At 52.6% G+C, this 13,291-nt stretch carries 10 protein-coding genes; 7 read left to right on the plus strand and 3 right to left on the minus strand.

Annotated features, from left to right (window positions below; all coding sequences use genetic code 11):
- Window positions 1-1,891 precede the first annotated feature (1,891 nt).
- Window positions 1,892-3,166 (plus strand): S-layer homology domain-containing protein, encoded by a 1,275-nt coding sequence (locus ACJA3I_RS10615; RefSeq protein WP_458863849.1) that lies wholly within the window; start codon window positions 1,892-1,894, stop codon window positions 3,164-3,166.
- 1,006 nt (window positions 3,167-4,172) lie between these two features.
- Here ACJA3I_RS10615 and ACJA3I_RS10620 read toward each other — a convergent pair.
- Both ACJA3I_RS10620 and ACJA3I_RS10625 read right to left on the minus strand, forming a co-directional pair.
- Entirely contained in the window at window positions 4,173-4,892 is a 720-nt protein-coding gene (locus ACJA3I_RS10620) for an Ltp family lipoprotein (RefSeq protein WP_458862570.1), read from the minus strand.
- 327 nt (window positions 4,893-5,219) lie between these two features.
- A complete protein-coding gene (locus ACJA3I_RS10625; RefSeq protein WP_458862571.1) occupies window positions 5,220-5,420 on the minus strand; it encodes a hypothetical protein in 201 nt (66 codons plus the stop codon).
- A gap of 309 nt (window positions 5,421-5,729) precedes the next feature.
- Here ACJA3I_RS10625 and ACJA3I_RS10630 point away from each other — a divergent pair, with 309 nt between their 5' ends.
- Together ACJA3I_RS10630 and ACJA3I_RS10635 are read left to right on the plus strand one after the other, a co-directional pair.
- Window positions 5,730-6,401, plus strand: coding sequence for a TetR/AcrR family transcriptional regulator (locus tag ACJA3I_RS10630; protein WP_458862572.1), 672 nt, complete (start codon window positions 5,730-5,732; stop codon window positions 6,399-6,401).
- Between the two features lie 198 nt (window positions 6,402-6,599).
- Window positions 6,600-9,737 (plus strand): ATP-binding protein, encoded by a 3,138-nt coding sequence (locus ACJA3I_RS10635; RefSeq protein WP_458862573.1) that lies wholly within the window; start codon window positions 6,600-6,602, stop codon window positions 9,735-9,737.
- A 291-nt stretch (window positions 9,738-10,028) separates the two neighbouring features.
- Here the strand turns inward: ACJA3I_RS10635 and ACJA3I_RS10640 are convergent, their stop codons facing one another.
- On the minus strand, window positions 10,029-10,382 hold the full coding sequence (locus ACJA3I_RS10640; RefSeq protein ID WP_458862574.1) for a winged helix-turn-helix transcriptional regulator: 354 nt from the start codon (window positions 10,380-10,382) through the stop codon (window positions 10,029-10,031).
- Window positions 10,383-10,537: 155 nt separating this feature from the next.
- Between ACJA3I_RS10640 and ACJA3I_RS10645 the strand changes: the two genes are divergently transcribed.
- From ACJA3I_RS10645 to ACJA3I_RS10660, 4 genes are all read left to right on the plus strand, one after another.
- On the plus strand, window positions 10,538-10,939 hold the full coding sequence (locus ACJA3I_RS10645) for a pyridoxamine 5'-phosphate oxidase family protein (RefSeq protein WP_458862575.1): 402 nt from the start codon (window positions 10,538-10,540) through the stop codon (window positions 10,937-10,939).
- Between the two features lie 97 nt (window positions 10,940-11,036).
- Entirely contained in the window at window positions 11,037-11,657 is a 621-nt protein-coding gene (locus ACJA3I_RS10650; protein WP_458862576.1) for a pyridoxamine 5'-phosphate oxidase family protein, read from the plus strand.
- A gap of 3 nt (window positions 11,658-11,660) precedes the next feature.
- Window positions 11,661-12,449 (plus strand): protein-ADP-ribose hydrolase, encoded by a 789-nt coding sequence (locus ACJA3I_RS10655; protein WP_458862577.1) that lies wholly within the window; start codon window positions 11,661-11,663, stop codon window positions 12,447-12,449.
- Window positions 12,394-13,257 (plus strand): SIR2 family NAD-dependent protein deacylase, encoded by an 864-nt coding sequence (locus tag ACJA3I_RS10660; RefSeq protein WP_458862578.1) that lies wholly within the window; start codon window positions 12,394-12,396, stop codon window positions 13,255-13,257. The genes ACJA3I_RS10655 and ACJA3I_RS10660 overlap by 56 nt, the downstream gene beginning before the upstream one ends.
- Window positions 13,258-13,291 lie beyond the last annotated feature (34 nt).

Here is a 13,291-nt window from a genome sequence, read left to right on the forward strand (position 1 = left end):
GGCACAGCCCACTTATCCGCAGCTCCTGAGCTATAACGGCAGCGGCCGGACCCAGCTTCTGGGCAGCGTGATACCCGTTGGATACAGCGAGGAACGGGGGCAGACGCTCTACGCCCGCGTTGGCACCAACATTTCCCTCACAAGCGCAGCCAAAATAGAAGATGATTCCAATCAGCTGTCGCTGCTGAGCATAACTTCACCGTCCATTTATTCCAACAGCTCCCGCACGACCCACAAGTTCAATCTCGGCACCTACGATCCCGCAAAGCCCGCCGCCATCGTCTCTCTGAGTTACGACGCGGCTTCGCTGGAAGACGCGAAGACAAAAGCTGCGGCATTCAGGATCAACAGCCAGCGCGACATGAACGGAACAGACTATGCTCTGACCCTGTATAACGGCAGCAATGCCGAAAACTGCAACGCCAATATCACTTGGGATACGGCGACGAAAAAAGCCACCTTCGCTTTCTCCGTTTCCGACAGTGTCAATTACGAAAAAGACTGGTATATCACCACCGGCACCACCCCGGCCACCGCGCTGCTCTACGGCGTCGGCGCCATTCCCGAGGTGACACAGATCAGCGGCAACGCGGTCACGGCGGGCGGCAGCATGACGGCAAACTGGAACGGCAGCACGCTCTCCGGCCTCAACAAAATGTCATTCTATCTCACACCCAGCACCGACCCCACCGTGGCGGGCTACAGCCTTGGCGAGATCACAACCGGCTTCGGCGACACCTCCGGCAGCAAAAGCCTTGCCGTTCCGGCAAATGTCCCGGCAGGCGACTACTACCTCCGCTGCGTCTATTCCAAAGATGAGCAGACCAATAACGCCGTATACAGCACAAGCATGATCCATGTGAGCAACACCAACACACCGGCGGCAGCGGGAACGCCCATGGTAAAATCTGCGGGCGATCTCAAAATCGGCGTCACCATACCGCAGTCGAGCGACACGAAGACCTCCGGTTATGAGGCCACAGTCTATTACGACGACGGCAGCGCCACCGATATTTCCGCCCTGCGTTTCGACAAAGCAAGCGGCGATACGATCTTTGAAATCGGCGGCAGCTATACCATTAAAGACGACACGAAAGGCTCAACACTCAACGGCACCCAGGGCGGTTTAAAGGCCGGGACCTCCTATAAGGTGGGCGTCACGCCTTACTATCTCAATGGCGGCACCATCGTCTATGGCGCAGAGACCATGAGCGGCAACATCAGCCTTCCCGCCCCATCGACCCCGGAACTGACTTTCTCTGCCGACAAGACGAAAACCGTTCTCACACGCACAACAGGTGCAAAACAAGAAAGCATTGACACCTATGCGTCCGCATCCCTCCGTGTCACGGCCACATCCAGCCAGCCTGTAACAGGCACCTGGACGCTGGACAAAACCACAACGGAATCCGGTGAAGCAGCAACGATCAGCGGCAGCTTTACCGATGCAGCCACTGCTTCCGCCGCCCTCACCAAGCTTAAAGACGGCGACCACACCCTAACTTTCACCGGCAAAAACGCCGCAGGCGATGGATTCACCCAAACCTATGTCTTCGCGGTGGATACCACGCCGCCGCGCCTTATGCTTACAAGCCCGGTAAACGGCAGCGTCTTCAATAAGGATGGCACCCTTATCATCAGCGGCGTCACCGATCCGGATGCGCTTTTCACCGTCACCTGCGACAGAAAATCCGTCTGCGCGGGCAAGAAAGTCACGGAACTGACGAATGGAAAGATCGATGCCGAAGGCGTGTTCTCTGCCAGCGTGGCGCTTATAGACCCGGATCGTTCCTCGACCCACGCGATCACCATCACGGCGACCGATGCTGTCGGCAACAGCCTCTCCTATTCTTCCGCCGTCACCCACGGCGGCCTCGGCGACCTCGCCTCGATGGATCTCCAGTATAATAATAAAAACGCCTTTATAACGCCGGCAAACGGCAATATCCCCATCGGCAGCACCGCGCTCAGCACACAGCTGCGCCTGTTGGGCCAAACAAATGCAAACAGCAGCTTCGTCATCGACACCGGCAATGTTACCTGGACCTGCACCGCGGTGGACGGCACCGCCTCCGTCAGCGACAACGGCGTGCTCACCGCCTCCGCCGACGCTCAGGGCTTTGTCACCGCCAAGCTGGAAGTCACCAACGGAGCCTATCTCACCACCTCCTCCAGCTTCGGCGCCAGAAACGGCAGCAATCTCGTTGATACAGGCGCCACCCTCGGCGGCACTGTCACCGGCGGCGGCTACTACGCGCCGGGCGATACCGTCACACTCACGGCGATCCCCATCGCGGGCTACTCCTTCTCCGGCTGGGTTCTCACCGGGCTCACCGGTGTAGACACCAGCGCCTCGACCATCACCTTTAAGATGCCCTCCACCGGTGATGTCACAGCCACAGCCAATTTCATTTTCAACAATGCCTTCGGCGGCGGCACATTGCCCACCGGCAAGCTTCTGACAGCCGCGTTGCCCGCCGGGGCCGACCCCAACGGCTATGTTCCGTATTTCTATAACGACAGCGGCGTTAAGACCTATGTCACCTTCTCCGCCGTTCTCGATGGCAAACTCGTCTATATGGACCCCGGCGCAGAGGTGAAATTTGAACAGCGCAGCGTTCCGTTTACGGATACCTCCGGTCACTGGGCGAAAAACGATATCGTCTTTGCTGCTGCGCACAGCCTGTTTGAAGGCGTCGGCGACAATCGTTTCGACCCGAACGGAACAATGACCCGCGCCATGTTTGCAACGGTTCTCTGGCGCATGGCAGGCGCGCCGACAGGCGCTGCTTCCGGCGGCTTTACGGATGTCGCTGCCGGCAGCTGGTATGCCTCCGCCGTGGATTGGGGCGCCGCAAGCGGCATTATCAGCGGCTATGGCGACGGACGCTTCGGCCCGAATGACCATGTCACCCGCGAGCAGCTCTGCACTCTTATCCTCCGCTATGTGAAATGGAGCGAGCTGACCCTTCACACCACCACAGAAAAACAGAACTTCACCGATGCGGCACAGATTTCGTCTTGGGCCGTAAGCGCCGTAGAGCGCTGCCAGACCGCCGGTCTGGTTCAAGGCAAAGGCGGCGGCATATTTGATCCCCATGGCAACGCCACCCGTGCCGAGGCTTCTGCAATCATCCGCCGGATGATTGAAAATCTGCTGAGCTGACAAAGGCGGAAAGCGAGCCATCGGCAGCGGTCGGAAGATTGCTTCGCATGATCGCTTGCCGAAAAGAAGCGCTTCACAAACTGCTTTTTAAGTTTCATTCCCATGAGCGTGCCGCCGCATCCGTTGAGGCGTTTCTGCCCATTCAAAATCATTTCACAGCGCCGCGCTCAAGAACCATCCTTACACTATAAGAAGAAAACCGCCCCCGCCGAACAGTTCGGCGGGGGCGGTTTCATCGCGTAGACAATAAAACGGCAAGATTGAAAGCTAACGCCAGCGTTAGGAAAAAGATAAGGGCCTGAATTTTTTCATAGAAATCCCATTGCAATAATCATGGCTGTTTCCCACACTTCTTGCAGGTGGGGCCGCTTTTCTGAAAAGGGTTTATCGGCATTCCGTATTTACCGCAGTAAGGGCATTTAGAGAGGTTTAAGATAGCTATTGTAGGAATGACAACCAGTAGTGCAGTAATTATGCGAAAAAGCATAGAAAGATTAAAAACGGCACAAATAATCCCAAGAATTGCAGCGAGGATAAAGGAAAAGTACGAGAGTGTCACTTTCAATGTTCTTTTCATAAAGAATTGCACCTCCATCAAGATATGGTTATGAAAAAATCATAGCATAACGAAGAAAAAACATCAATCGTGACCCATTGGGAACACCTCTTTTACCGAAATCAGAAAATAAATCCAATAGCAATTTTGGCAAAGCGAAGAATAACAAGCATTGGAAGTGTTGGCACACTTCCGACAGATGTCCGTAAATACGGACTTTTCCCCGTTTAAAAACAGGGCTGCCCATCCGGCGGCAAAAAATCAGGCTTTCTGACTCGTGACCCCGGAATGAAGGAAAAAATATGGCCTCAAAGCCGCTCATGGCGCACCCCCAGTTCTCTAAGAGATAGTTTTTGAAACGAACAACCCCTTGAAAACAGTATGTTTTCAAGGGGTTGTCTTTCTGTCTTATGTTAGCCGCTTTTAAAATATCTGCTTCACCTGCCGGGTTTAAAAACCGTTCTGTGCTGCACCATACGCAGCTTGTTCTGCGGTAAATCCCGAAAATTCCAATTGATCGATCAGGCTGTCCCGTGAAAAACTGCTCACATTCAAATATTGCTTTGCCGATTTTACCGCTTGCTCGTTCCAATCTGCGCCACAGCGATCTGCGCCGTATACAGCCTGTTCATGGGTGAATTTTGAAAACTCCAGTTGTTCCACCAAACCCTGATAAGAAAAAGCGGTCGTGTTCAGATATTGCTTTGCAGATTTCACCGCTTGCTCGTTCCAATCCGCGCCGCACTGATCTGCCCCATAAGCCGCGTCTTCTGCGGAAAACTGTTCAAATTCCAGTTGTTCCACCAATCCATCGTGGGAAAACGCAGTCACTTTCAAATAATTTTTTGCCGCGGCTTTAGCATTTTTCTGCGATAATGTCTCTTTTGCTGCCGCATTGGTGCCGGATGCGGCGGGGGCAGCGGCGGGGGCCGCGGGAGCTGCCGGAGTTTCCGGCGTTTTATTCTGCGCCGTCTTTTCCTGTTCTGCGCCGGCGGCCATCACGGATTCCTCTGTTTTTTGAGATTTTGGCGATTCTTGCGATGCCCCATAAATGCCGCTGGCCACAACCACGATCAATACCCAGACCCACCAGCGTTTCAACAAGGGTTTCTTTCCCATGGCGATAGGCGTTCCTTCTGAATTAAGCTCTTCTTTTTTTAACTGTCTCATGTTTTCCCCCAATTTCTGTAATGGAAATTTTTTCTTTCCTCTTCGACAAATTGTTGCATTATTTTACAATTTTGTCAAGCTGTATCTTCAATATTGTGGAAATTTATTTCGCTGTTCTTGTTCTGACGCTGTTTCTCAAAATAGAACATTTTATGCGTATACGCATAAAACCGCCGGCAGAGGGTGACCTGATTTTTCACTCCTATTCTGCAATTTGCGGAATAAGAATGCCGCCACATAAATTGCCGACGACGCAGCAAAAAAGATGACAACTGCAAAAGCGACGGTTTCATCGTTTTCAAAGCATCGCGCATTCTTTCCGATGGCTTATTTTTTCTTCTTTGTCAATGCAATAAGCACCATGACAGGGAAGAAAATCAGAAAAACCAGCGCCGACATCATTCCGTTATATGCTCTCCAGTTTCTCGCAGTGCCTTCTGCCGTGTCGGCAGCTTTGCAGATCGCCTTGGCGGTCAGCATCAGCACAAGAACGCCCAGCAGCGCAAGCCATACATAAAACATCGCCATTTCATCACAGCCTTTCCAAGAGGAATGATCTTCCATTCACCGGTTTCAGTATACTTTGTTAGATGTCCGTAAATACGGACTTTTCCCCATTTGAAAACATGGCTGCCCATCCGGCGGCAAAAAGATGTTTTTTGCTGAATTGCCTGTCGGTCGTTCTCGCCTTGAAAACGGCTGCCGACGGCCCGTTTTCACCCGGAATCGTTTTCTTTGAAAAGAATACCGAAGTGTGTTGAAAAGAGCAAATCATGCGCTTATAATGAATGCATAATCTTTCATAGTTTACGAAACAAGTAGGAACCGAGGAAAGATATGCCTAACGAAATGATTCGCCAGCAAAACAAACAGACCGTTTTATCCAAGGCTATGAAGCTGTTTGTGAAAAACGGCGTAGAAAACACATCCTTTGAAATGATCGCGCGGGAAGCCGGGCTCAGCCTTCGCTCTGTGCAGAACTATTACCGCACAAAAAACGATTTGATCGCGGCGGTGCTGGATTGCAGCGTTGCGGAAGAACTGGAAGAAATGAACCGGTTCTTTTCTTCGGATCGCTATCGGCGCAAAACCGGCGCCGGGCAGGTTTTGGCGATCGTCGAAGTGATCTACAGCAAAGCGGTAGAGATGGCGGATGTGATTTTTTGTGCCGCGCAGATGCAGCATATTTTAAGCCGCGCATCCCAAAATGAGGGGAATTCGCCGCTTGCGGGGAATTGGCAAACCGTCATGGATCAGCTGCAAAGCGCCTTTAACAAAGGGCTGCGGGATGGTTCCATCACAAGAAACATGGAAGCAAGCCTGATCGATGCAAGAAGCATAACCTTGGCCTTGTATGGCATCAGAGAACAGATCGCCTTTACGATGTGCGACGAAACGCTGCGAGAACTGTTCCGGCCTGAAATCGCAGTTCAAAAATATATGCGGCAAGTCGAATTGCTGCTTTCTGCAAAAGAGGATGCTGCAGTTCCCGATTTACAGCATGAATGAGATCGTATGAGCGGCGAAAAAATGGCGGATGCAAAAGCGATTCCGATTATTGCGGTTATGGCAAACCGTTTTACCGATGATGTTCAAAAATGCCGCAAAGCCGGATGAACGGCCATTTTGCCAGGCTGATCCTCCCGAAAAAGCCGTTGTGTCTTCCGCCTGCTCCCGTTAACAACACAAAAGAAGCGAGGGGTCGTAATGATTAAACTGACAGAGGAAATGCTGCGGGGGTTCACCGCGTTTTTCCCGGTGGATACGGCGATTTACCGTGTCCGAGGCGGAAAGCTTGAAACTCTCTTTCTTTCAGAAAATATCCCTGATCTTCTGGGCATGTCACGGCAAGAATACCTCAAGATCACAGAAAAAGACGCCATGGATCTCGCCTTGCCGCAAGATCGGAAAGGCCTTGCCGCCGCCACCCTTTCCTGCATCGTGACCGGGGAAAAATTAGATTATTATTACCGTGTCTTCAGCAATAAAAAGGGGTTCGACTGGGTGCATGTGGATGCGCACCCCTGCGGAAGCATGGACGGAGATCCGATCATCATCGCCCGGTTCGCGAATGTATCGCGGGAAGGCGGAATTTTTGAAACGATCTTGGATAATTCAGACCGCATTACCGTGGTGCTCGACCGGCATTCCATGCAGCTGCTTTATGCCAACGATAAACTTTTCACCACCAAAAAGATCAAAGAAAAAGATATGCTGGATCGAACCTGTTATTCCCTGCTTTTCGGTTTGGATGCGCCATGCCAAAACTGCCCCTGCCTCCATCCCGATAACGACACGGAAATCCACGAGAAATATGCCTTTGATGAACAAAACCAGACCTGGAGCCTCGTGACATCGAGAAATGTGACCTGGTGCATGCAGGATGCGGTCATCGTTTACATCAAGGATGTAACGGAAGAAAAAAACGCCGAAATTTCCCTCAACCGGATGAACCAGATGTATAGCATGGCCATCGAAGACGCCAAGCAGATGCTGTGGGATTATGACCCCAAAACAAAGACCGTTCATTATCGCATGGATAACCCTTATACCAGATCCGTCTGCGAAAAGATCGGAATGCCCCCCGTCATCGAAAATGTCCCAGATTCCATTATTGGCATGGTGGATAAGGAATTCCGCAAAGATTTTCTGAAGCTGTTCGATCTGGATCAATTGGGTTCCCAAGGGACCTCCTGCGAATACAGCAGCACCGTCAATGGTGAAACCGTTTGGTGGAAAGTGACCGGCCGCCCCATTTACGACCTGAACCACGAACTCAAAATGGTCTACTGCTCCGCCATCAACTGCACCGATGAAAAGCAGGCGCAAACCAATTACAGAAGCCTGCTCGCTCAGGTTTCCGAGCTGAAGAATCTGGGCGGCATTGCCAGTTACCGGCTGAACCTTTCACAGAACAAGCTGGTTTCCGGTTCCGCCATTGATCCGCAGGTAACCAATGAATTGAAAACGGAAACGGCTGATCTGCATTTTCGTGCGGTGGCCGAAAGCACGGCGGATGAGCAGATCAAACTGGAAATTCTGAAAGAATATCACTGCGCGGGGCTGATTCAAAAATATAAGCAAGGCATCCGACAGCTCACGGCGGAATATCCGGTTCGCTCACGGGTGAAGCCCACAGAAGGGCAGATCCGCTGGTTCCGGGCCATCAACGATCTGGTCGCCAACCCCGATACCGGCGATATCGAAGATTTCAGCACCGTCATTGAGATCACAAAGCAGAAAAAGAACGAAAAAATGCTCAATTCCATGGCCAGCCACGGCTGCGATTACATTGGCCTGATCGATGTCTGCGCGTGGAAGATCGAAATTTTCGACGGGATCTGGAAAGAAAAAATCATCGGCGATCCCGAAAATGTCGATTGTCGGGCGGCGTTGGAAAAGCTGACTTCTTTTCTTGCCCCTGAAAACCGGCAGGCCTTTTGTGAACAGCTTTCGCCGGAAGCCGTTACGGAAAAGCTGAAAACGGAAAACGAGCTTCTGATCCATTATGATTTCGTCGGAAATTCTTCGCAAAGATCGAAAAAACAGATCAAGCTGAAATGGTTTGACGAGGGAAAAACAGAAATCCTGATGATTCAGGAAGATATCACCGAAGCTTATACCAAAGAGCAGAAACGGCTATCCCAGATGCAGGATGCGCTGCATCAGGCAGAGCTTGCCAACCGCGCCAAAACAGACTTCGTTTCCCGCATCAGTCACGACATCCGCACCCCCATCAGCGCCATCATCAGCATGACGGAATTTGCAAAAGAAGATGCGGAGGACAAAAAGAAGCTTTTAAGCGATATCGAAAAGATTTCGGCATCCAGCCAGTTCCTGCTGTCGCTCATCAATGATATCCTGGATATTTCCAAAATCGACAGCGGAAAAGTGGAGCTGTATCCCGAATGCTATCCCTTCCATGAATTCATCAGCAGCATACGCAGCATTTTCGAGCCCATGTGCCAGCAGAAGCATATCGATTTCGTGATACAATCCGACATCCCCAAAAACGCCGGTGTGATCGTAGATCGAGTTCGCTATAATCAGGTCGCGCTCAACATTATTTCCAACGCGGTAAAATATACCCCGGAAGGCGGCAGGATCACTTATACTTCCAAAAGCGAACTGCTTGACGGCGGAAAAATCAGATGCGCCTATACCGTCAGCGATACGGGCATCGGGATGAGTAAAGAATTCCAAAGCAGAATGTTTGAAGCCTTTACACAGGAGGATTCCGTCAATCGCGGCAATCTTTCGGCCAAAGGAACGGGGCTTGGGCTTGCGATCGTGAAACGGATCATCGATCTGATGGGCGGAAACATTACCGTTCAGAGCAGCCCCGGCGCCGGAACATCCATCACCGTCAGCGTGGTCCTTCCGGTGGCCGCCGCAGAGCAGATGGAAGCGCGTGAAAAGAAGAAGCAACTCCGGGCCTCTTCCGGCGGCCTTCTGAAAGGAAAAGTGCTTTTGGCGGAAGACAATGAGATCAACACCGAAATCGCGGTTCGAATGCTGGAATCTCTGGGTCTTGAGGTGGATCACGCAGAAAACGGCGCGCGGGCGGCAGAGGCTTTCGCCGGATCGAAAGAAAACGAATACCTCGCCATTCTGATGGATATTCAGATGCCGGTCATGGATGGTTACGCAGCATCGGAACAGATTCGCCGGATGGCTCGTTCCGATGCGAAAACGATCCCCATCATCGCCATGACGGCGGATGCCTTTGTGGAATCTGTTAAGCAAAGCCGAAAATCCGGCATGAATGATTACATCACCAAACCCATCGATTTGAACCGGCTGGAATCTGTTTTGCTGCAAACTTCACGCCATGATAAGCATTAAGGGCGCAACCTTCGCGGGCGCTCTGCGGCGAAAGCCGAAAGCTGGCTCTCCAGCGTAATATTGTGGCCTTTTCAGCAAAAACACGGCCTCAAAACCGTGGTCACAGTTCTTTGAGCGGCCGTTCTCAAAACAGACAGGGCCTGCTGCAAACGGAACGGCCCCGGCCATTCCGTTTGCAGCAGGCCCTTTTTATGAGAGAACTGCCCGACCGCCTGATTTTTTCGGTTCAACGGGCCGCAGGCACCGTTTTCACATCCAAAAACCGCGCTGTTGCGCCACCGCCTTTTCTGCTTATCGATCCACGGATGCCTTATATTGCTCGCCCCAATCCCGCATGGCGTCCAGGATCGGCTTGAGGCTGTAACCGAGATCGGTCAGCGTATATTCCACCCGCGGGGGCACTTCCGCATAAACCTTACGGCTGAGCAGGCCCCGCGCTTCCATCTCGCGCAGGTTGGCCGTCAGCACTTTCTGCGTCACATGCCCGATAGAGTTTTTCAGCTCGCCGAACCGCTTCGTCCCCGGCATCAGGTCGCGCAGAATCAGTACCTTCCAGCGGTCTGAAATAAGCATCAGTGTGGTTTCCACCGGGCAGGGCGGCAGCTCTTTTGCACAGATTTTTAAAAAGTCTTTCGTTTCTTCCATGAAAGTTCCTCCTTAAATCTAATAGTATCTATTTGGAAACTACGGCACAATAAAGTGCTTACTTTACAGTTTGTCGCTACGGATTTATTATAGCCTTGTCAAACAAAAGTGCAAGACATTTTCAAACAAGAAACCATCATCGGAGGAAAAACATTATGAATGAAGTCGTAAAATTTTTGCAGGAAAACCCCGTGCAGTATCTCGCCACCGTCGGCCGTGACGGCAAGGCCAAATGCCGCCCGTTCATGTTCGCGGCAGAATATGACGGCAAGCTCTGGTTCTGCACCAACAGCACCAAAGAGGTCTATAAAGATATGCAGGCGAACCCGAATATCCAGCTTTCCGTTTCCAGCCCGTCTTATGCCTGGATCCGCCTGAGCGGCAGAACCATTTTTGAAAATAACCGCGCCGTCAAGGAACGCTGCATGCAGAACCCCATCGTCAAGGGCCAGTATCAGACAGCGGAAAACCCCATTTTCGAAGTGTTCTATCTGGGAGATGCCCATGCCGTCCTTGCGGATTTTTCCGGCGAACCTCCTTGTGAATATGACCTTTAAGATCAGGCAGACCGCCGACACCGGGGCTTTGCGGCTGTTTTGATTTTCCTGCGCCGTGCGAAAATTCCACGCCCAGTTCTAAAAGGAAGGTGTTCTTATGGATGCGCAAAGCTATCTGCGATATCTGCAAAACGAAATCCATTCGGTGGTGTTTGGAACCGTGGATGAAAACGGAGAGCCGTTCACCTGCGTCATCGATATGATGCTGGCCGATGGAAACGGCTTATATTTTCTCACCGCCAAAGGTAAGGCATTTTATGCCCGGCTCAAAGCGCATGACAGGGTCTCCCTCACAGGTTTCACGGGCGGCGACACCATGTCTTCAAAATCCGTTACCGTGCGCGGCCGGGTTCGTGAACTGGGCCCGGCGCTTTTGCCGAAGATCTTTGAAACAAACCCCTATATGGCCGAGATCTATCCCGATGAAAAAAGCCGCGCGGCGCTGACCGTTTTTCAAATCTGTGAAGGCAGCGGCGAATTTTTTGATCTGTCGCAAAAACCGATCTTCCGCGAGCGTTTTTCCTTTGGTGGAGCGCAGGAAACCCCCGGCGGATATTTCGTGGGGAACGGATGCATCGGCTGTAAGCTCTGCCGCTCTGTCTGCCCGCAAAAATGCATCAATGTTTCGCAAAAACCGGCCGTGATCGCGCAGGAACATTGCCTGCATTGCGGCAGATGCTTTGAAATCTGCCCGGCAAAAGCCATCGAAAAGAGATAGCCTATGACACGAACAGAACAGATCCGATTTTTGATCGACCGGCTGCTGGCCGAGATGCCGCAATACCGGGAAGAGGCCGCCCGATTTCCGGCGGATGCAGCTTCTCAGCGACGGCTTCTGCGCAGCCTGATGAATTTGCGGCCGCCGCTGCCGTTAAGCGGCGAATTTCTCGCCGTGCAGGATGCCCTGCTTGCCGCCGAAACCGCGGAAAAAGGCGTCATCCATGTTGAAACTCTGCCGCCCACCCGGGAGCCAAACCTTTATCTCTGGCAGGGCGATATCACGCGCCTTGCCGCAGACGCCATCGTCAACGCGGCCAATTCCGCGTTATTGGGCTGTTTCATCCCGTGCCACGGCTGCATCGATAACGCGATCCACTCTGCGGCGGGGCTTCAGCTGCGCGATGAGTGCGCCCGCCTCATCCGCGCACAGGGCGGTGAAGAACCCACCGGGCAGGCAAAGCTCACAAAAGCCTTCGCCCTGCCCTGCCGCTATGTGCTTCACACGGTGGGGCCAATTGTGCGGGGCGCTGTGACTGAGCAGAACCGGCGGGAACTGAAAAACTGCTATGATGCCTGCCTGCATCTGGCGGCAACGCATCATCTGCAAAGCGTTGCGTTTTGCTGCATCTCCACCGGCGAATTTCATTTTCCCAACCGGGAAGCCGCTGAAATCGCCGTGGCGGCGGCCCGCGAATTTCTATGCAGTCACGGCAGGGATATCAAGGTGATTTTCAATGTTTTCAAAGATACCGATTTCAAAATCTATCAAAGACTTCTCGGCGCAGACTGAGCAGTTGAAACAGGCGCTGACGCAGGCAGATGCCGTGGTGATCGGCGCGGGCGCAGGGCTTTCCGCTTCGGCGGGCTTCACTTATTCCGGCGAAAGGTTCCGGCAAAACTTCACCGATTTCATCGCGGCCTATCCACTGACCGATATGTATACGGCGGGCTTTTACCCCTTCCCCACACCGGAGGAACAATGGGCCTATTGGAGCCGCCATATCTGGCTGAACCGCTATGTGCCCGCGCCCAAACCCGTTTATGACGACCTGTTAAAGCTGGTGCGCGATCAAGATTATTTCGTGCTGACCACCAATGTGGATCATCAATTTCAAAAAGCCGGTTTCGATAAGCAGCGGCTTTTTTATATGCAGGGCGATTATGGCTTGTGGCAATGCTCCCAGCCATGCCATGCGCAGACCTATGACAATGAAGAAACCGTGCGGCGGATGGTCGCCGAGCAGAAAGACCTTCGCGTTCCCTCGGCGCTTGTTCCCCGCTGCCCCGTCTGCGGCCGCCCCATGGCCATGAATCTGCGCGCCGATGACACCTTTGTGGAAGATGCGGGCTGGCATGCGGCGCAGAGCCGATACCATGCCTTTTTGGATGCGCATGCTGTTGGCCGCGTGGTTTATCTGGAACTGGGCGTGGGCTTCAACACCCCCGGCATCATCAAGTTCCCCTTTTGGCGCATGACGCGGCTCAACCCCGAAGCGCGCTTCTTCAGCATCAACGCTCGGTCTTCCGGTGTTCCCGATCGGATCGCTGCGCAATCGGTCTGTATCATGGCTGATATCGGGCAGGTCATCGCCCCATAAAAAAAGCAAAACACACGATGACCTGCCTGTTTTC

This window comes from Acidaminobacterium chupaoyuni (assembly GCF_047936785.1).
GTDB classification, from domain to species: domain Bacteria; phylum Bacillota; class Clostridia; order Oscillospirales; family Butyricicoccaceae; genus Acidaminobacterium; species Acidaminobacterium chupaoyuni.

What these genes read in the sequence shown, in the direction of transcription:
- ACJA3I_RS10615 (WP_458863849.1), top strand. Translation starts at nt 1,892, where the DNA reads ATGGATCTCCAGTATAATAATAAAAACGCCTTTATAACGCCGGCAAAC.
- ACJA3I_RS10620 (WP_458862570.1), bottom strand. Translation starts at nt 4,892, where the DNA reads ATGAGACAGTTAAAAAAAGAAGAGCTTAATTCAGAAGGAACGCCTATC.
- ACJA3I_RS10625 (WP_458862571.1), bottom strand. Translation starts at nt 5,420, where the DNA reads ATGGCGATGTTTTATGTATGGCTTGCGCTGCTGGGCGTTCTTGTGCTG.
- ACJA3I_RS10630 (WP_458862572.1), top strand. Translation starts at nt 5,730, where the DNA reads ATGCCTAACGAAATGATTCGCCAGCAAAACAAACAGACCGTTTTATCC.
- ACJA3I_RS10635 (WP_458862573.1), top strand. Translation starts at nt 6,600, where the DNA reads ATGATTAAACTGACAGAGGAAATGCTGCGGGGGTTCACCGCGTTTTTC.
- ACJA3I_RS10640 (WP_458862574.1), bottom strand. Translation starts at nt 10,382, where the DNA reads ATGGAAGAAACGAAAGACTTTTTAAAAATCTGTGCAAAAGAGCTGCCG.
- ACJA3I_RS10645 (WP_458862575.1), top strand. Translation starts at nt 10,538, where the DNA reads ATGAATGAAGTCGTAAAATTTTTGCAGGAAAACCCCGTGCAGTATCTC.
- ACJA3I_RS10650 (WP_458862576.1), top strand. Translation starts at nt 11,037, where the DNA reads ATGGATGCGCAAAGCTATCTGCGATATCTGCAAAACGAAATCCATTCG.
- ACJA3I_RS10655 (WP_458862577.1), top strand. Translation starts at nt 11,661, where the DNA reads ATGACACGAACAGAACAGATCCGATTTTTGATCGACCGGCTGCTGGCC.
- ACJA3I_RS10660 (WP_458862578.1), top strand. Translation starts at nt 12,394, where the DNA reads ATGTTTTCAAAGATACCGATTTCAAAATCTATCAAAGACTTCTCGGCG.